The organism is Mycoplasmopsis canis PG 14, assembly GCF_001553195.1.
Lineage (GTDB): Bacteria > Bacillota_I > Bacilli_A > Mycoplasmatales > Metamycoplasmataceae > Mycoplasmopsis > Mycoplasmopsis canis.
The window spans coordinates 48156-66562 of the sequence record NZ_CP014281.1; the positions used below are offsets into that span (position 1 = coordinate 48156).

The 18407-nt window shown below is 33.1% G+C and carries 18 protein-coding genes, 2 tRNA genes and 2 rRNA genes; 14 read left to right on the forward strand and 8 right to left on the reverse strand.

The window, feature by feature from the left end:
- Positions 1-10 precede the first annotated feature (10 nt).
- The 11 genes from AXW82_RS00185 to AXW82_RS00235 all read left to right on the forward strand — a co-directional run bounded on the left by AXW82_RS00185 (position 11) and on the right by AXW82_RS00235 (position 12540).
- Positions 11-844: a TIGR00282 family metallophosphoesterase gene (locus AXW82_RS00185; RefSeq protein ID WP_004794189.1), complete on the forward strand. Its 834-nt coding sequence runs from the start codon at positions 11-13 to the stop codon at positions 842-844.
- A gap of 100 nt (positions 845-944) precedes the next feature.
- A 16S ribosomal RNA gene (locus AXW82_RS00190) occupies positions 945-2453 on the forward strand.
- 289 nt (positions 2454-2742) lie between these two features.
- Positions 2743-5632: ribosomal RNA gene (locus AXW82_RS00195) — 23S ribosomal RNA — on the forward strand.
- The 16S and 23S rRNA genes sit together here, the layout of an rRNA operon.
- A gap of 271 nt (positions 5633-5903) precedes the next feature.
- A complete protein-coding gene (rpsD, locus tag AXW82_RS00200) occupies positions 5904-6503 on the forward strand; it encodes a 30S ribosomal protein S4 (protein ID WP_004794204.1) in 600 nt (199 codons plus the stop codon).
- A gap of 21 nt (positions 6504-6524) precedes the next feature.
- A complete protein-coding gene (gene rpmE, locus AXW82_RS00205; RefSeq protein ID WP_004794205.1) occupies positions 6525-6734 on the forward strand; it encodes a 50S ribosomal protein L31 in 210 nt (69 codons plus the stop codon).
- A 333-nt stretch (positions 6735-7067) separates the two neighbouring features.
- Positions 7068-8222 carry a type 2 glycerol-3-phosphate oxidase gene (glpO, locus tag AXW82_RS00210; RefSeq protein WP_004794207.1) on the forward strand — a complete coding sequence of 385 codons (1155 nt, stop codon included), beginning with the start codon at positions 7068-7070 and terminating at the stop codon, positions 8220-8222.
- Positions 8223-8230: 8 nt separating this feature from the next.
- On the forward strand, positions 8231-9748 hold the full coding sequence (gene glpK, locus AXW82_RS00215; protein ID WP_004794209.1) for a glycerol kinase GlpK: 1518 nt from the start codon (positions 8231-8233) through the stop codon (positions 9746-9748).
- 11 nt (positions 9749-9759) lie between these two features.
- The gene (locus tag AXW82_RS00220) at positions 9760-10500 is read left to right on the forward strand and encodes an MIP/aquaporin family protein (RefSeq protein ID WP_004794211.1); all 741 of its coding nucleotides are present in this window, start codon (positions 9760-9762) and stop codon (positions 10498-10500) included.
- A 62-nt stretch (positions 10501-10562) separates the two neighbouring features.
- A complete protein-coding gene (gene dhaK, locus AXW82_RS00225; RefSeq protein WP_004794213.1) occupies positions 10563-11546 on the forward strand; it encodes a dihydroxyacetone kinase subunit DhaK in 984 nt (327 codons plus the stop codon).
- Positions 11537-12148: a dihydroxyacetone kinase subunit DhaL gene (dhaL, locus tag AXW82_RS00230; protein ID WP_004794215.1), complete on the forward strand. Its 612-nt coding sequence runs from the start codon at positions 11537-11539 to the stop codon at positions 12146-12148. Before dhaK ends, dhaL begins: the two co-directional genes overlap by 10 nt.
- On the forward strand, positions 12148-12540 hold the full coding sequence (locus AXW82_RS00235) for a PTS-dependent dihydroxyacetone kinase phosphotransferase subunit DhaM (RefSeq protein WP_004794217.1): 393 nt from the start codon (positions 12148-12150) through the stop codon (positions 12538-12540). The genes dhaL and AXW82_RS00235 overlap by 1 nt, the downstream gene beginning before the upstream one ends.
- 58 nt (positions 12541-12598) lie before the next feature.
- On the opposite strand, the gene AXW82_RS00240 is transcribed toward AXW82_RS00235, so the two are convergent.
- The 3 genes from AXW82_RS00240 to tpiA form a co-directional block, all read right to left on the reverse strand.
- A tRNA-His gene (locus AXW82_RS00240) sits at positions 12599-12674 on the reverse strand.
- A gap of 202 nt (positions 12675-12876) precedes the next feature.
- Positions 12877-12961, reverse strand: a tRNA-Leu gene (locus tag AXW82_RS00245).
- Positions 12962-13051: 90 nt separating this feature from the next.
- Complete coding sequence (gene tpiA / locus AXW82_RS00250) at positions 13052-13786, reverse strand: triose-phosphate isomerase (RefSeq protein WP_004794220.1); 735 nt, start codon at positions 13784-13786, stop codon at positions 13052-13054.
- A gap of 85 nt (positions 13787-13871) precedes the next feature.
- Here tpiA and recU point away from each other — a divergent pair, with 85 nt between their 5' ends.
- Complete coding sequence (recU, locus tag AXW82_RS00255) at positions 13872-14357, forward strand: Holliday junction resolvase RecU (RefSeq protein ID WP_004794222.1); 486 nt, start codon at positions 13872-13874, stop codon at positions 14355-14357.
- A gap of 3 nt (positions 14358-14360) precedes the next feature.
- Here recU and AXW82_RS00260 read toward each other — a convergent pair whose 3' ends face one another.
- Together AXW82_RS00260 and rsmG are read right to left on the reverse strand one after the other, a co-directional pair.
- Positions 14361-14651 carry an HU family DNA-binding protein gene (locus AXW82_RS00260; protein WP_004794224.1) on the reverse strand — a complete coding sequence of 97 codons (291 nt, stop codon included), beginning with the start codon at positions 14649-14651 and terminating at the stop codon, positions 14361-14363.
- 132 nt (positions 14652-14783) lie between these two features.
- On the reverse strand, positions 14784-15488 hold the full coding sequence (rsmG, locus tag AXW82_RS00265; protein WP_004794226.1) for a 16S rRNA (guanine(527)-N(7))-methyltransferase RsmG: 705 nt from the start codon (positions 15486-15488) through the stop codon (positions 14784-14786).
- Between the two features lie 163 nt (positions 15489-15651).
- Here rsmG and rplU point away from each other — a divergent pair, with 163 nt between their 5' ends.
- On the forward strand, positions 15652-15963 hold the full coding sequence (gene rplU / locus AXW82_RS00270) for a 50S ribosomal protein L21 (RefSeq protein ID WP_004794228.1): 312 nt from the start codon (positions 15652-15654) through the stop codon (positions 15961-15963).
- 10 nt (positions 15964-15973) lie between these two features.
- Positions 15974-16234, forward strand: a complete 261-nt coding sequence (gene rpmA, locus AXW82_RS00275; protein ID WP_004794230.1) for a 50S ribosomal protein L27 — start codon at positions 15974-15976, stop codon at positions 16232-16234.
- 23 nt (positions 16235-16257) lie between these two features.
- On the opposite strand, the gene AXW82_RS00280 is transcribed toward rpmA, so the two are convergent.
- The 3 genes from AXW82_RS00280 to AXW82_RS00290 form a co-directional block, all read right to left on the reverse strand.
- Positions 16258-16995, reverse strand: a complete 738-nt coding sequence (locus AXW82_RS00280; protein ID WP_004794233.1) for an LOG family protein — start codon at positions 16993-16995, stop codon at positions 16258-16260.
- Between the two features lie 79 nt (positions 16996-17074).
- Positions 17075-17653, reverse strand: coding sequence for an SMC-Scp complex subunit ScpB (gene scpB / locus AXW82_RS00285; protein WP_004794236.1), 579 nt, complete (start codon positions 17651-17653; stop codon positions 17075-17077).
- Positions 17643-18407, reverse strand: a complete 765-nt coding sequence (locus AXW82_RS00290; protein WP_004794238.1) for a segregation/condensation protein A — start codon at positions 18405-18407, stop codon at positions 17643-17645. Before AXW82_RS00290 ends, scpB begins: the two co-directional genes overlap by 11 nt.

Here is an 18407-nt window from a genome sequence, read left to right on the forward strand (position 1 = left end):
TCATTATATTATGCAAAACAAAAATTACATAAATATTCTTTTTTTAGGTGATATATTTGGACTACCAGGAATAGTAACTATTGAAAAATACTTAAATCAAATCAAAAAAGAACACGATATTGATTTTGTAATTGCCCAAGGCGAAAATATTACAGGAAGAAAAGGTTTAAGTGACTTTGACTATTTAAGATTAAAAAAAGCTGGTATTAACTTTTTTACAATGGGTAACCATGTTTGAGCTAACCACAATATCGAAAAGGTTATATATAATAATGACATTGCCAGACCATACAATGTTGAAGAAGGATATCCAGGCGAAGGAACAAGAATTGTTAAGATTAACAACTTTACTTTAAGAATTACATCAATGATGGGTATTTCGTTTAATGAATTAAGATACCCGTGAGAACAATCTTCAGCTAACTCATTTTTACAAGCTATAGATAATATTATTGAGAATGAGGAAAAAACTGATTTTCACTTTATTGATTTTCATGGAGAAACAACAAGTGAAAAGTATATTTTTGGATTACATGTTGACGGAAAAGTTGATGCAGTTGTTGGTACTCATACACATGTTCAAACAAATGATGACCATATTCTACCAAATGGTACAGCATATATTACCGATGTAGGTATGACGGGTCCTATAGACTCTGCGATAGGAGCAAGAGTATTTGAAGTAAAAAACAAGATTATTCATCCAGATTCTAAAGAGAGATTTTATGTAAGTAGCAGTAATACACAAGTTAATGCAGTTGTTATTAGACTTGAAAAAAATGGATTAAATAATAAAAAGCATTCAATTAAAAAAATTAATTTATTCAATTTAAAAATTTATTAAATATTTTTTTGTTTTTTAAAAAGTTGTATTATAATTTTGTTGCACATTTAAAAAATGAAGTTCTTTGAAAACTAGATATACACAAAACATGACAGTCAATTTTTTCGAGAGTTTGATCCTGGCTCAGGATGAACGCTGGCTGTGTGCCTAATACATGCATGTCGAGCGGAGTTCTTCGGAACTTAGCGGCGAATGGGTGAGTAACACGTACTTAACATGCCTTTTAGATTGGGACAACGATGAGAAATTATCGCTAATACCGGATACTTATATGGTTCGCATGAACTATATATAAAAGAAGCCTTTAAAGCTTCACTAAAAGATTGGGGTGCGGAACATTAGCTAGTTGGTAAGGTAATGGCTTACCAAGGCGATGATGTTTAGCGGGGTTGAGAGACTGATCCGCCACACTGGGACTGAGATACGGCCCAGACTCCTACGGGAGGCAGCAGTAGGGAATTTTCCACAATGGACGAAAGTCTGATGGAGCGACACAGCGTGCAGGATGAAGGCCTTCGGGTTGTAAACTGCTGTTATAAGGGAAGAAAAAGCAGTAGAGGAAATGCTATTGCCTTGACGGTACCTTGTCAGAAAGCAACGGCTAACTATGTGCCAGCAGCCGCGGTAATACATAGGTTGCAAGCGTTATCCGGAATTATTGGGCGTAAAGCGTCTGTAGGTTGTATGTTAAGTCTGGCGTGAAAACTTGGGGCTCAACCCCAAATTGCGTTGGATACTGGCATGCTAGAATTGTGTAGAGGTTAGCGGAATTCCTAGTGAAGCGGTGAAATGCGTAGATATTAGGAAGAACATCAACATGGCGAAGGCAGCTAACTGGGCACATATTGACACTGAGAGACGAAAGCGTGGGGAGCAAACAGGATTAGATACCCTGGTAGTCCACGCTGTAAACGATGATGATTAGCTGATAGTAGAACTATCGGCACAGCTAACGCATTAAATCATCCGCCTGAGTAGTATGCTCGCAAGAGTGAAACTTAAAGGAATTGACGGGGATCCGCACAAGCGGTGGAGCATGTGGTTTAATTTGAAGATACGCGTAGAACCTTACCCACTCTTGACATCTTCCGCAAAGCTATAGAGATATAGTGGAGGCTAACGGAATGACAGATGGTGCATGGTTGTCGTCAGCTCGTGTCGTGAGATGTTCGGTTAAGTCCTGCAACGAGCGCAACCCTTGTCCTTAGTTAATTTTCTAGGGAGACTGCCCGAGTAATTGGGAGGAAGGTGGGGACGACGTCAAATCATCATGCCTCTTACGAGTGGGGCAACACACGTGCTACAATGGATGGTACAAAGAGAAGCAAAACGGCGACGTCAAGCAAATCTCAAAAAACCATTCTCAGTTCGGATTGTAGTCTGCAACTCGACTACATGAAGTCGGAATCGCTAGTAATCGTAGATCAGCTACGCTACGGTGAATACGTTCTCGGGTCTTGTACACACCGCCCGTCACACCATGGGAGCTGGTAATGCCCGAAGTCGGTTTTGTTAACTACGGAGACAACTGCCTAAGGCAGGGCCGGTGACTGGGGTGAAGTCGTAACAAGGTATCCCTACGAGAACGTGGGGATGGATTACCTCCTTTCTACGGAGTACATTAAGTTACAATTCATTTTAGTAACAATTACCTATTTTACATGGTTATCAATTATTATTTTAAATGTCATGTGTCGAGATAACCCGACAGTATATCTAGTTTTGAGAGAATTTCTCTCTTTGTTCTTTGAAAACTGAATAGTAAAGATAAATTAATATAACAACGACATCAATAAAAATAAATTAGTCAATTTGTTTTGTGATACCGAGTAATTATTTTTTAAATAATTTATTAAAATGTCTTTGAATACATCAACAACAATAGGAAAATATTGATCTTTTAAATAAGTAAGAGTTTGTGGTGGATGCCTTGGGTCTGGAAGTCGATGAAGGACGTGATTACCTGCGATAAGCCTCGTGGAGCTGGATATAAGCTACGATACGGGGATTTCCGAATGGGGAAACCTAGTTAGAGTAATTTCTAACTGCATCAAGATGAATAAATAGTCTTGATAGCGAGACACGTTGTGAACTGAAACATCTTAGTAGCAACAGGAAGAGAAAATAAATAATGATTCCATCAGTAGCGGCGAGCGAACGTGGAAGAGCCCAAACCATCTATATGATGGGGTTGTAGGACTATCTACACGAAGTTACAAATTTTTGTTATAGCAGAAAAAGTTGGGAAACTTTAGCATAGAGGGTGATACTCCCGTATGCGAAATGGCAAAAACTTCTGATAGTATCCTGAGTAGGGCGGGGCACGTGAAACCCTGTCTGAATCTGCCGGGACCATCCGGTAAGGCTAAATACTAACCAGACACCGATAGTGAACTAGTACCGTGAGGGAAAGGTGAAAAGAACCCCGGGAGGGGAGTGAAATAGAATCTGAAACCACTTACTTACAATTAGTCAGAGGCCGTTAATGGCTGATGGCGTACATCTTGCAGTATGGACCGGCGAGTTATGTTAACATGCGAGGTTAAGCAGAAAAAAGCGGAGCCGTAGAGAAATCGAGTCTTAATAGGGCGTTTAGTATGTTGATATATACCCGAAACCATGTGATCTATTCATGAGCAGGCTGAAGCTTGGATAACACCAAGTGGAGGGCCGAACCGTAGTACGCTGAAAAGTGCCCGGATGACTTGTGAATAGTGGAGAAATTCCAATCGAACTTGGAGATAGCTGGTTCTCCTCGAAATAGCTTTAGGGCTAGCGTGTGATGTTAAACTTTGGTGGTAGAGCACTGAATATGGAATGGCCGCGCCTAGCGGTACTGACTATAATCAAACTCCGAATACCATTGTGTATTGTCATGCAGTCGGAACCGGGGTGCTAACGTCCCGGCTCGCGAGGGCAACAACCCAGATCGTCGGCTAAGGTCCCAAAATTATGTTAAGTCAGAAAGGTTGTGAGATTTCATAAACAACTAGGAGGTTGGCTTAGAAGCAGCCACCCTTTAAAGAGTGCGTAATAGCTCACTAGTCAAGAGATCTTGCGCCAATAATGTAACGGGAGTAAAACATAATACCGAAGCCACGGGTACGAAAGTACGTTAGAGGAGCGTTCTTAGTGCGGCGAAGTCAGACCGTGAGGACTGGTGGAGCGCTAAGAAGTGAGAATGCCGGTATGAGTAACGATTCGTGGTGAGAATCCACGACGCCTATTGGGAAAGGTTTCCTGGGGAAGGTTCGTCCACCCAGGGTTAGTCAGGGCCTAAGGAGAGGCTGAAAAGCGTATCCGATGGACAACAGGTTAATATTCCTGTACCACCTTGGCATAGTGATGGAGTGACGGAGAAGGATAACACTACCTATTATTGGATTTAGGGGTAAATAACAACTGGTGAATATAGTTAAATGCGTATTCTATAACCGGGAGTTATGATGCATAGAACTTAGGTTTGAATTGTGTGATTTCATGCTTCCAAGAAAAGCTTCTAAACGTTTAAATGTCAGGGTGCCTGTACCGAGAACGGACACACGTTCCCAAGATGAGTATTCTAAGGCGAGCGAGAAAACCAATGTTAAGGAACTCTGCAAATTAACCCCGTAAGTTCGCGAAAAGGGGTGCCAACCCTAAAAAGTTGGCCACAGTAAATTGTGAGGGGCAACTGTTTATCAAAAACACAGCTCTCTGCTAAACCGCAAGGTGATGTATAGGGGGTGAAGCCTGCCCAGTGCCCGAAGGTTAAGTGGATGCGTTAGCTTTATGCGAAGCGTTGAAATGAAGCCCGGGTGAACGGCGGCCGTAACTATAACGGTCCTAAGGTAGCGAAATTCCTTGTCGGCTAAATACTGACCTGCACGAAAGGCGCAATGATCTCTCAACTGTCTCAACATTGGACTCGGTGAAATTATGGTCCCAGTGAAAACGCTGGGTACCCGCATCAAGACGAAAAGACCCCATGGAGCTTTACTACAACTTCGTATTGGAACTTGGCCTAACATGTGTAGGATAGGTGGGAGACTGTGATGCTGAGGCGCTAGCCTTAGAGGAGTCGACCTTGAAATACCACCCTTGGTATGTTGAGTTTCTAACCTGCCGCCGTTATCCGGCGGGGAGACAGTGCGTGGTGGGTAGTTTGACTGGGGCGGTCGCCTCCTAAAAGGTAACGGAGGCGTTCAAAGGTACACTCAATACGGTCAGAAACCGTATGTAGAGCGCAAAGGTAGAAGTGTGCTTGACTGCGAGACCTACAAGTCGAGCAGGTGCGAAAGCAGGACTTAGTGATCCGGCTGTACGTCATGGAACGGCAGTCGCTCAACGGATAAAAGTTACCCTGGGGATAACAGGCTTATCTTGCCCAAGAGATCACATCGACGGCAAGGTTTGGCACCTCGATGTCGGCTCATCGCATCCTGGAGCTGGAGTCGGTTCCAAGGGTTTGGCTGTTCGCCAATTAAAGCGGTACGCGAGCTGGGTTCAGAACGTCGTGAGACAGTTCGGTCCCTATCTGATGTGGGCGTTGGAATATTGATGAGAGCTGCTCTTAGTACGAGAGGACCGGAGTGGACGTACCGCTGGTGTTCCAGTTGTTCCGCCAGGAGCATAGCTGGGTAGCTAAGTACGGAAGGGATAACCGCTGAAAGCATCTAAGTGGGAAGCCTCCTCAGAGATAAGTATTCCCTTGAAATTCCTTGTAGACTACGAGGTTGATAGGATGGAAGTGTAAGTGTAGTAATACATTTAGCTGACCATTACTAATAAATTGATAGGTTTAAAAGAAATGTATTCAAGACATTTTAATAGATTATTATTTACTATTCAGTTTTCAGAGAATAAGCTCCATTAGGAGCATTTTTTTATTTCTTTTTTTAGGAATTTATGATAAAATACTAAAGCATTATAAACAGCAGTCTATTATATTTGTTTTATATAATTTATGCATGTCAAACTTTGTAAGTAAATTAGCTGATTAAATTGAAAACATTAAGCATCAAATTAATTCGAATAGAAATAGACCCTCTTAATAGTGCAGAAAGAAAGAGGAAATAATATGTCAAGATATACAGGACCAGTTTTTAAAAAATCTCGTCGTTTAGGTTTCTCAATTTTAGAAAATGGGAAAGAATTTGCAAAAGGTAAAAAAAGAACTTACGCTCCAGGACAACACGGTAATAAAAGAGTAAAATTATCAGATTACGGATTGCACTTATACGAAAAACAAAAAGTTAAACATTTATTTGGTATTAGTGAAAAACAACTTCGTAAAACTTTTGATAAAGCAGTTAAATTAAAAGGTGTTACAGGTACAAATTTATTACAATTATTAGAAGTTCGTTTAGATAACTTAGTGTATAGAGCAGGTTTTGCTTCAACAAGAAGACAAGCTCGTCAATTAGTTAATCATGGACATTTTACTTTAAATGGTAAAAAAGCTAACATTCCTTCTATGGTTGTTTCATTAAACGATGTAGTTGAATTAAGAGAAAAATCAAGAACAAATAAACAAATTACAGAATCATTAGAAGCAAAACCTGCTTCAGCATGATTAACAAGAAAAGACTTCACAGTTAAATTAGATAGATTACCAGAAAGAAACGAAATTCATCAAGAAATAAAAGATGCATTAATCGTAGAGTTCTATTCTAAATAATAATATTTAAGGAGAAATGATATGAAAAAAAATATTCACCCAGAATACCATGAAGTAAAAATTTCTTGTTCAACATGTAATACAAATTTTTCTTTTAAATCAGTAAGAAAAAACTTTTCTGTTGACGTTTGTTCAGGTTGCCATGCTGTATTTACAGGAAATAGAACACAAGTTAAAGCAACTGGAAGAATTGATAAATTCAATAAACGTTTAGAAAAAAAATCTAAATAATACAAAAACTAGCATAGCTAGTTTTTTATTTCTTTTTTAAAAAAGAAACGTCTTGACTAGTCATAAAACTATTTTATATTCCAAAAATTTTTCTTTTTTAGATTCTTTTTTACAAAAAAATCATCTATATTTTCTAGTATTTTTTTAAAAATTTAATTTAATATACTTTTTAAAGTCTTTTTCATATTTTTTCATAAAATTATGAAAACTTGCACAATTTCTCTACTTGACTAGTCAAGCAAAGAAAAAAAATTACTTTTCCTTTTTTGATATCTTTATAATATTTCCGTAAATTTTTATAACTAGATTTACAAAAATGAAACAGGAGAAATTATGAAAAATAAATATGATTTAGTTATTATTGGTGGAGGAATCATAGGTGGTGCTATCGCTTATGAGTTATCACAATATAAATTAAAAACATTATTACTAGAGAGAAATCCCGTTTTTGCAGATGAAACATCAAAAGGAAATTCAGGGGCAATACATGGAGGTTTTGATCCTGAACCACACAAGATAGAAGCAAAATTAAATGTTTTAGGTAACGAACTTTGAAGAACAAAAATATTTCAAGATTTAGATTTTCCGAAAGCACAAGTAGATTCGTTGATTTTGGCTTTTAGTGAAGAAGAAATGAAACATGTTCATATGCTATATGATAGAGGTTTAATTAACAAAGTTCCAAAAGAATTTCTTAGGGTAATATCAAAAGAAGAAGTTCTTAAAAAAGAACCTAATGTAAATCCTAAGGTTGTGGGAGCATTACTTTGCACAAGTTCATGAGCTATAGACCCAGTTAGAGCAACATATGCATTTATGGGGGCTAGTGAACAAAATGGTACCGAGCTAAAAACGAATTCTGAGGTAACTGATATCAAGTTTATAAATGATGAATTTATTATTAAGCTAAAAAATGGTGAAGAAGTTATTTCAAAAGTAGTTATTAATGCCGCAGGTCACTACGCAGATGTATTAGCTGAAAAAGCTGGATATGGTGATTTTAAACAAACAACAAGAAGAGGTGAATATAGAATTTTATCAAGAACTGAAGCAGGAATTGTTAACTCGATTTGTTTTAAAGTCCCAACCATCTATGGTAAAGGTGTTATAGTTGCTCCAATGCTCGATGGAAGAGTTTTAGTAGGTCCTACAGCTGAAGAAGGTGTTCCTAAAGAAGAAACCAGACTAGTTACAAAAGAAAAATTTGATTATATTGGGCAAATTGGAAAAGAAATTATTCCTTCAATTAGGTTAGAAAAAACAGAGATGACATTAGCAGGATCTAGACCAATTGATATTGAGACTAATGATTTTGTTATTAGATCAGCTAAAGATAATAAGAAATTTATTAATGCGGCTGGTATGCAATCTCCTGCAATAGCCTCAGCACCTGCCATTGCTATTGAAATTGCTAAACTTGTTGAAGCTGCAGGGTTAAAATTAGAAAAAAATCCAAATTATAACGCTAAATTTAAAGTTAAATTCTAAGGAGAAAAATGGAAAACAAATACATAATTACACTTGATTCTGGTACTACATCATGTCGTACTTTAGTTGTTAATCATAGTGGTGAAATAGTGGCTAGTAGCCAAGCAGAGTTTAATCAATATTTTCCTCAATCTGGTTGAGTAGAACACGATCCGCTTCAAATTTGAAACGTTCAACTTTCTACAATGCAATCAGCAAAGCATAAAGCAAAAATCAAGTCTCATGATATAGCGGCTCTTGGTATAACAAACCAACGTGAAACTGTTGTTCTTTGGGATAAAGAAACAGGATTGCCGGTTTACAATGCCATTGTTTGGCAAGATAGAAGAACAACTGAATATTGTGATAGTTTAATTGATCAAGGGTGGTCAGAAAAAATAACCGAAAAAACAGGTTTAATAATAAATCCTTATTTTAGTGGAACAAAAATACGATGAATTCTAAAAAACGTTCCTGAAGCACAACAAAAGTTTAAAGAAGGTAAGTTATTAGCAGGTACAATTGATACATGACTAATGTGAAAACTAACTGATGGAAAAGTTCATGCTACTGATGTTTCAAATGCATCTAGAACAATGATTTTCAATATTCATACTTTAGATTGAGATCAAGAAATTTTAGATTTATTAGAAATACCGCGTTCAATATTGCCAGAAGTAAAATCTTCTTCAGAACACTATGGATACGTAAAACCACAGCATTGATCTAATAAAGCTATAGGTGAAGTTCCAATTACTGGTGTTGCTGGTGATCAACAATCAGCTTTATTCGGTCAAATGTGTACAGAAGTAGGTATGGTAAAAAATACATATGGAACAGGGTGTTTTACATTAGTAAACACAGGTAATACTGCAGTAAAATCAAAAAATAAACTACTTACCACTATCGCGTGAAAACTTGGTAGTGAAAAAACAGTTTATGCACTAGAAGGATCAGTATTCATTGCTGGTGCAGCAATTAAATGGTTAAGAGATTCTATAAGAGTTTTATATGATTCTGCTGAATCAGACTTCTTTGCATCTTTAGTAGATGATGATCAAAGAGTATATGTTGTTCCATCATTTACAGGTCTTGGTGCTCCGTATTGAGATTCTAATTCAAGAGGAGCTATATTTGGTTTAGAGAGAGGTACAAAAAGAGAACATATCATTAAAGCTACTTTAGATTCAATAGCTTATCAATCAAATGACTTAATTAAAGCTATGCAAAAAGATTTAGGTAAACCTATTATTCTTCTGAAAGTAGATGGTGGTGCTTCAAAATCAAATTATTTAATGCAATTCCAATCATCTATAGCTAATTTAAAAGTTGAAAGACCAAGAATCATCGAAACAACAGGTTTAGGTGCTTCATATTTAGCTGGATTAGCTGTTGGTTATTGAAAAGATCTTGAAGAGATTAAAACACTAAATAAAGCAGAAAAAGTTTTTGAACCAAAGTTTTCACAAGAACAAATTGACAAACTTCTAAAGGGTTGAGATTTATCAGTTAAGAAAACTTTAAACTGAACAAAAGATTTAGAATAGAAAGGTATAATATGATTTATTTATCAGAATTTATAGGAACATTATTACTTGTTTTACTAGGTAATGGTGTTGTATACAGTGTATCTGCAAAAAAAATGTTTGCAAATCAACCTGGAAAATGAGCAGTTATTGCTATAGGTTGAGGTTTAGCTGTACTTGTTGGTGTTATTGTTGCTGTTGCTTTAGGTGGACCAGCTCACTTAAATCCAGCTGTTACAGTATTTTCACTTGTTTCAAATAGTTTTAAAAATTACAGTGAATTAGCATTTATTCCGCTTCAATTTGCTGGAGCAATAGTTGCTCAACTTGTATTAAACTTCATTAATTGAAGACACATTCAAGAAACTGATTTAGGATCTGTACGTGGTTCACATGCTACAGGACCAGCTTACGATAATTTTAAAGAAAAAGGACTTTTATTTAACTTTTCATATGAATTAGTTGGAACATTAGTTCTTATCGGAGTTATCTTTGCGTTAGGAAAAACTTCATTTGGTAATTTAGGGCCTATTCCTGTTGCATTACTAGTTATGTCAATAGGTATGTCACTTGGTTCATCAACTGGTTATGCAATTAATCCGGCTAGAGATCTTGGCCCTAGAGTTGTTTATTACTTAATGGAATTAACCGTTTTATCAAACAGAAAATCAGAACATGTTGGAGCTAATTGATCATATTCATGAGTACCAGTTATTGCTCCTTTATTAGGTGGTGCTTTAATTGGTGCATTAGCACACATTCCTGCATTTTAATAAATATTAAAAATTTGTGCACTGCACAAATTTATTCATATAAAAATAATATAGAGGTAACCATGAAAAAATTTATTAACAAAAAAGAAAATATCGTAGAAGAAATGTTACAAGGTTTAGCTAAAACCAACGCTAATTTAAAAAGAGTTGAAGGATTTAATGTTTTAGTAAACAAACACTTTGATCAAAATAAAGTTGCGCTTATTTCTGGTGGTGGTTCAGGACATGAACCTGCTCACATGGGATTCATAGGTAATGGTATGTTATCAGGGGCAGTCGCTGGAGAAGTATTTACTTCACCAACTCCTGATCAAGTTGAAGCGGCTATTAATGCTTTAGACTCTAAAGCGGGTACATTACTAATAATCAAAAATTATACAGGAGATAAATTAAATTTTGAAATAGCTCAACAATTAGCACAAGCTAATGGTAAAGAAGTAGAAACAGTCTTAGTTAATGATGATGTTGCGGTTGAAAATTCAACATGAACAATCGGAAGAAGGGGTATTGCTGGTACTGTTTATGTACATAAGATTGCTGGTGCATTAGCTCATAAAGGTGCAACATTGCAAGAAGTAAAAAGAGTTGCTCAAAAAGTTATTGACAATGTGAGATCTTTTGGAGTTTCATTAAATTCAATTTATATCCCAACAACAGGTAAAAAATCTTTCGAACTGGATGAAAAAGAAATTGAATTTGGATTAGGAATTCATGGTGAACCCGGAATTAAAAGAGAAACAATTAAGTCATCAAAAGAAATTGTTCAAGAAATGATTGATTTAATTCTTAAAGACTATGATTATAATAATTCAGAAGTTGCATTAATGATTAATGGTTTAGGCGGAACTCCAGAAATGGAATTATATATCGTAGCAAATGATGCACATAACTATCTTGCTTCTAAAAATATAAAAGTTTACCAAAGTAATGTAGGAAACTTTATGACATCATTAGAAATGCAAGGTGTTTCTATTTCCCTTCTAAAACTTGATAACGAATTAAAAGAACTATTAGATGAAAAAACAGAGGTTAAATCTTGAAAATAAATATAAATAAAGCTCATGATATTGTAAAAAATATTTATGAAGAACTTAAAATAAATGAAGATTATATTTCAAGTTTAGATCAAGCAATTGGTGATGGTGATCATGGTTTTAATATTGTAAGAGGTTTTGCTGCAGTAACCGAAATTAATGTAGATAACTTAACTTTAGAATCATTCTTTTCTCAAATTGGGAGAATTCTTATGGCTAAAGTTGGTGGTGCATCAGGACCATTATATGGTATGGCATTTATGAAAGGTTCAAGTGCTTTTAAGGGCGAAGAATTTATTACATTTGACGGACTAAAAAACTTTGTTTCTAATTTTGCAGGTAGCCTAGAAATGTTGGGTAAAGTAACTTTAGGTGAAAAAACAATGTATGATGTCTGAAAACCTTTGAGTGAAAAGTTAAATTCACTTCCAGAAATATCAGAAAATACCAAAAAAGAATTAATTAATTATATTGACGAGTTAGTTAAAAAAACAGAAAATATGGTGGCAACAAAAGGCAGAGCATCATATTTAAAAGAACGTTCATTAGGTACTATTGACCCAGGTTCATTTACATCTTCAGTTATTCTTAAACATTTAATAAAGGAATTATAATGAATAAAAAGCTTTTTATTTTAATTAGCCATTATTATGAATTAGCAAAATCGGTTTCTGAATATTTGAATAAAATGTTACCAATTAACGAAGATAATGTAAAGATAGTTTTTTTAGGTGGTGTAAATAACGGACAAGAAATTGGAACTGAGCCTATGAAAATTTTAGAAACAATAGAAAGCAACCCTGAAATTAATGAAATTTTTATTTTTTCAGATTTAGGTTCAGCTTCATTAGCTGCTGAATCAATAGCATCTATGGTAGTTGATAAAAAAGTACATGTTTCTAAAGGTTCATTTGTAGAAAATACTTTCTCAGGATATGTTTTAGCCAATGCTGGTGCTTCATTCGAAGAAGTTGTTAATGCATCTGAAGAAAAGATTTTTAAATAAAATTTAAAAAATAACTTGGCTATCCAAGTTATTTTTTACTAAAAAAAGTATAAAAAAATGGGGCGGTCGACGGGATTCGAACCCGCGAATGACGGGACCACAACCCGCTGTGTTAGCCACTTCACCACGACCGCCATATAAGCTTGATTATTATATAATATTTATAGTTATTCCAAAGAAAATATATTATTTTTTATCGAATTGAAAAACCAGGTTATTTAACCTGGTTTTTCATAGTGAAACACTATGCATTACATGTGCAACTTGTACATGTACAATTGCTGCATGAACATTTTTTGTTTTTGTTTTTATCCATAAAAACTCCAATATTTTTTTTGGTGCCCAAGACAGGACTTGAACCTGCACGGATTGCTCCACTAGATCCTTAGTCTAGCGTGTCTGCCAATTTCACCACTCGGGCATGTGATAATATTTTACCACAATAAAAAAATATCAATAACATATTGAAATTGTTTTCTTTTGACTAATAAAAAAATCACATAAAGTGATTTTATTTACCAAGAGTTAATAATTGCACAAAGCTTTCTGGTTCTAATGATGCTCCACCAACTAAAAAACCATTAATATCTTTTTGAGATGATAATTCAGCTATATTTTTAGGTGAAACACTTCCTCCATATTGTACAACTAAATCACTAGATGTAATTTCGTGTATAAATTTACATACTTCTTGTGCTATTTCTGGAGTAGCGACTTTACCTGTACCTATAGCTCATACTGGTTCATAAGCAATAATAACTTTTGAATGATCTAGATCATTTAAAGAACCCTTAATTTGTTCTTCAACAACTTTTTTTGTAATCCCTTTTTCATATTCTTCTAATGTTTCACCAACACAAATAACAGGTGTTAATCCGTTGCTAAGTGCTAATTTAGCTTTTTCATAAACTAATTCATTTGATTCATTGTGGTAAGCTCTACGTTCTGAGTGGCCTAATATAACATATTGAACATCTAAGTCTTTTAACATTTCTACTGATACTTCACCAGTATAAGCACCTTTAACTTGTTTAGACATGTCTTGAGCAGCTAATTTAAGTTCTTTAACTTTGTTTTCTTTAAATGCTGCTAAATTTGTAAAAGGTGCAGCAATTCCGAATTTAATACCACTTTCAATAAGATCTCTTTTTTGATTAAATAAATTTGAAAAGTCTGATAAAAAACTTAAAGTTTCATTAAAGTTTTTGTTCATTTTTCAATTTCCAATAATAACTTGTTTTTTCATTCTTGATCCTCCGTTTTAATAATATTAATTTTATCAAAAAAAGTTTTCTTTTTGTACTTTTTTAATAAAAGAATATTAACTAAATATGATTAAAAATAGAGGAATGTTTTTAGAAAAAATTATTAATAAAACTATTAGTTATTTTTGAACCAATAATTATGCTTTCATAGAGAAAAAAACTTTAGATATAAGTTTTAACAAAGTGATACATCAGAAAAATCATTTAATAATAAATAAAGGCTATATTTCTAAAAAGTCAACAGTTGATTATATCGGAATGTTTAATGGAGCATTTGTTTGTTTTGAAGCAAAAAGTTGCAATGAAAATAGGTTTGATTTAAGTAACATAAAAGAACACCAAATACAATATCTAAACTTAATAAATAAAAATGGAGGCACAGCTTTTGTTGTACTATTTTTTAGTACTAATAATACATTTTTTAAATTGAATCTTCAATTTTTGAATAGTTGCATTAGCAAGGGTTTTAAAAGTATAAGTTATGAAGAAATAAAAAAGAATTCTAAGCAATTATTCTTAGAATTCCCTGGAATTTTAAATATTTTTGAATAAAAATTATTTAAAATCTAATAAATCACGTAAGTATTTTGAAGGTTTGTATTTAATAACACGTTTTTGTGGAACAACTTGTTCTTGTTTTGAAAATCTGTTAATAATTGTACGTTGTGGTTTAACAACAGTTGTAAAAATACCAAAGTGTGATAATCTAACTGAATCTTCAGCTAATAATTGTTCTTTAAGAACAAATAACATTGTATCAAGAACTTGGTCAACTTGTTTTGGTGATAATTTTAATGTATCTTCAGTCATTTCTGAAACTTGAGTAACAAACTCTTTTTTTGTCATATTCATCTCCTATGTATTTTATTTTAATATAACATAATTATAGTTTATTTTTTATCATATCCAAGTAAAAACACCTATAAAATAGCATTAAAAGTATAATTTGTCTATTTAATATTTAAATAATTCATTTTTTTATTTTATTTTTTCTACTTTTTTAATTTCTTTTCATTCAAAAGGAAACATTGGCGGTGTACTTCTTAATTTTTTAATTATAACAATTTTATCTTCTCTTGTTGAAAAATCTTCTTGGAATTCTTCAATATTTATAGAATGATCTATAAGTTTTAAAATAGGTTGTGCCTCTTCAATTTCTTCATAAACTTTTTTGCTTTTTAATAAAGACATTTCCCCATTTAGTTTTACTAAATGAAAGGATGACATAAGAAGCCCTCTTACACTTGAAACCGCTCTTGCTGTAACTATATCAAAAAGATTTTTATCTTCAACTTCTTCAACTCTAGTTCTTTTTATTTCAACATAATTATTTAAATTTAACTCATTTACTACTAGCTCTAAAAATAAAACTCTTTTTTGTAATGGTTCATAAATAAAAATCTTATTTTCAGGTTTTGTTAATGCATAAGGGATAGAAGGGAATCCAGCACCAGCACCAATATCTAATATGTTCAATCCATTTCTGTCTTTAACAATTTGCAACATAAAAATTAATGATTCTCAAATTCCTTCTTCTCACAATCTTTCCCCTGAGAACCCGGTTAGATTCATTACTTTGTTTTTTTCTTCAATTAAGTTAACATACTTCTCAAATAAAGAAAAGTCTCATTTATTTTTTTTACATAATGATTTCAAAATGTCTTTTTTAGAACTATTTTTCATAAAAAAATTATATCATTTAAAAGATCAATAAAATTAAAATTTTATATTATTCATTTCATATATTTTTTGTATAATATGAAAGTTACTCTTATAGTAACCGTTCCAAAAAGGTTTAAGTAGCTATGTCTCACCTCAAGGACGAGCCACTAATTGGAGGTATTGCATGTTAGCAATTATCGAAACAGGTGGGAAACAACTTCTAGTTAAAGAAGGTCAAACAATCTATATTGAAAAAGTTGAAGGACAAGAAGGATCTGAAGTTAAATTCGATAAAGTTTTACTTGTTGTTTCAGAAAAAAGTTCAAAGGTTGGTTCACCTTTAGTTAAAAATGCTGTCGTATCAGGTGTTATTGAAAAACAAGGTAGAGCGAAAAAAATCGTTGTTTACCGTCACAATGCAAAGTCTACACACAAAAGAAAACTTGGACACCGTCAACCATATACACGTGTTAAAATTACATCAATTCAAGGATAATATTTAGAAAATGGCAAAGACAAAAGCCGGTGGTTCTACCAGAAATGGTCGTGACTCCCATTCAAAACGTCTAGGTGCTAAGTTAGGTGATGGACAATTTGCAACAGCTGGTTCAATTATTTATCGTCAAAGAGGAACAAAAATTCACGCTGGCGAAAATGTTGGACGTGGTTCAGATGACACTTTATTTACATTAATCGATGGTTATGTAAAATACGAAAGCAAAAGAAATAGAAAGTATGTTTCTGTTTACACTGAAAGAAAAAATTAATAAAAACAAGCTAAGGCTTGTTTTTATATTGCAATTGTTTCTGATATATAGGTTATTAATTTAGCACCAGATTTTATTAATTCGTTATTACCGTCTCTAATGCTTGTGCCAGGAAAGCATGAAATATCTTTTCCGACGTCCAAAAAGTAATTAACTAAGTTGTGAGTTTTAGATTTTTCAGATGAAGAAAAATATATAAGTTGATCTGCAATTATTGATGCTAAATGATTATCGCTTTTAAAATAGTATTTTCTAGCATGAGTTTCGATTGGATATTGACTAATGACAACTTCATTCGCAAAATCGAAATCTTTAAAATTAAAATCATCAATTCCTGATTTAGCAATGTGAATTATTTTTCCTTTTAAATTTCTATATTCATCTATGAATTCTCTTTCAGTATCCTTATAACCGTTAGTTACTAATACGGTATTTTTAACTAATTGAGATATATTTTCTCTTACATTTTTTTGTGTATCTAAATTATGTATTTCGTTAACTAAATATACCTTATTAAAATGGTTTAAATTATCTATGTTACCTTTATAATAGATTACAAATGGTGGTTTTGAATTCATTAATAATGTAGTTGGATATTCATTATCAAGCATAGTGATAAATTTAATGCCAATCTCTTCATATTTCCTTTCTAACTCATTCATTTTATTTTCATCAACTTTATCTGTATTTTTTATTGACGTATAGATTTTATAATTCTCTCCTTTATGCAGGTTTGAAAAATAAAATAAAGTTTTATTCATTTTTACCTCCAATTATTAAATACAAAAATCATCAAAGTGAACTATAAAAAAACAATTAAATAAAAAAACTCTTTCGAGTTTAATTATCTTCACGTTGACTTGAAAATAAATCAAAGTCACTATGTTCATTTTCCAATCCATCAACATAATTAAAGTCATCCATTTTAGGTAGATCTCTTAACGAAGAGATTCTAAAGTGGTCATAAAACTTACTTGTTACACCATATAAAACTGGTCTACCTGGTGTAGGAGAAATACCTACTTCCTCGATAACCCCTTTAACTAACAAGGTATTAATAACTTGATCAGAAGCTGCGCCGCCTCTTATTTTTGTTATTTGTGATCTAGTTATTGGTTGTTTGTAAGCTATAATACCAGCAACTTCTATGGCTGCATTTGATAATCTATTTGGTCTAACTATTGTAACTAGCTTAGAAACATATTCCCTTACTGTTTCACGAGTCGCTAACTTATATATTTCATCATATACAACGACTTTAATTCCTCTATCTTCTTCATTAAATGATTTATGAAAATCTTGCATTACTTTTTTAGCTTCTGAAGTATTATTTAAATTAAATACTTGTTTAACTTGTTCAAGTGTTAACCCTTCGTCACCTTGAACATAGAGTAAAGCTTCTAAAATTTTATTTTTCATTATAATATTCCCCTCTAGTTATATAAATTGTATCAAATTGTTCATTCTGATTGATGATAAGATATTGTTGTCTTGCTAAATCAAGTAGTGCAATTAAAGTTATAACGAAATGTTGTATTGTTGGTTGATTAAACACCTCCTCAAACTCAACTCTCTCTTTTTGTGCAAGCAAACCTTTTATAAACGGAAACATCTCAGATGGCGTGATATTAAATTTTTCTAATTTAGTTTTTCTTAACTCTTTTGCATAAACTCTTTCAAACATTCTTCTTAGAGTAGTTATTAAAGTCATAGGATTTGAGTGTCCATCTAACTTAGTATCATTATTATCTTGAATGAATTCCAAAATATCGCTTTGTTTTTTTATATAAATATTATTCCTATTGTCTTGAAAGGTTTTCAAAGCTGATTGAATATTTTTGAATTGTTGATATTCAATAAGGTCTTGTAAAAAAACCTTTTTTTCTTCCTCTACCTCTTCATCAATGTTATCTGGTTCTTGAAGAATCATCTTTGCCTTTAAATTTATAAGAGTAGAAGCCATCAGAAGGTAGTCACCTGCTATATCAATTTCTGATTCTTTTATTTTATTGATTATCTCGATATATTGATTAGCTAACTCTATTAAATTTACGTCCATAATATCAATTTTTTTCTCTTTTATTAACGAAAGAAGTAAATCTAAAGGTCCATCAAATTCATTTATTCTAAAAACATAATCTGAGGAATAATCTATAGTTTGTTTTTTTGCCAT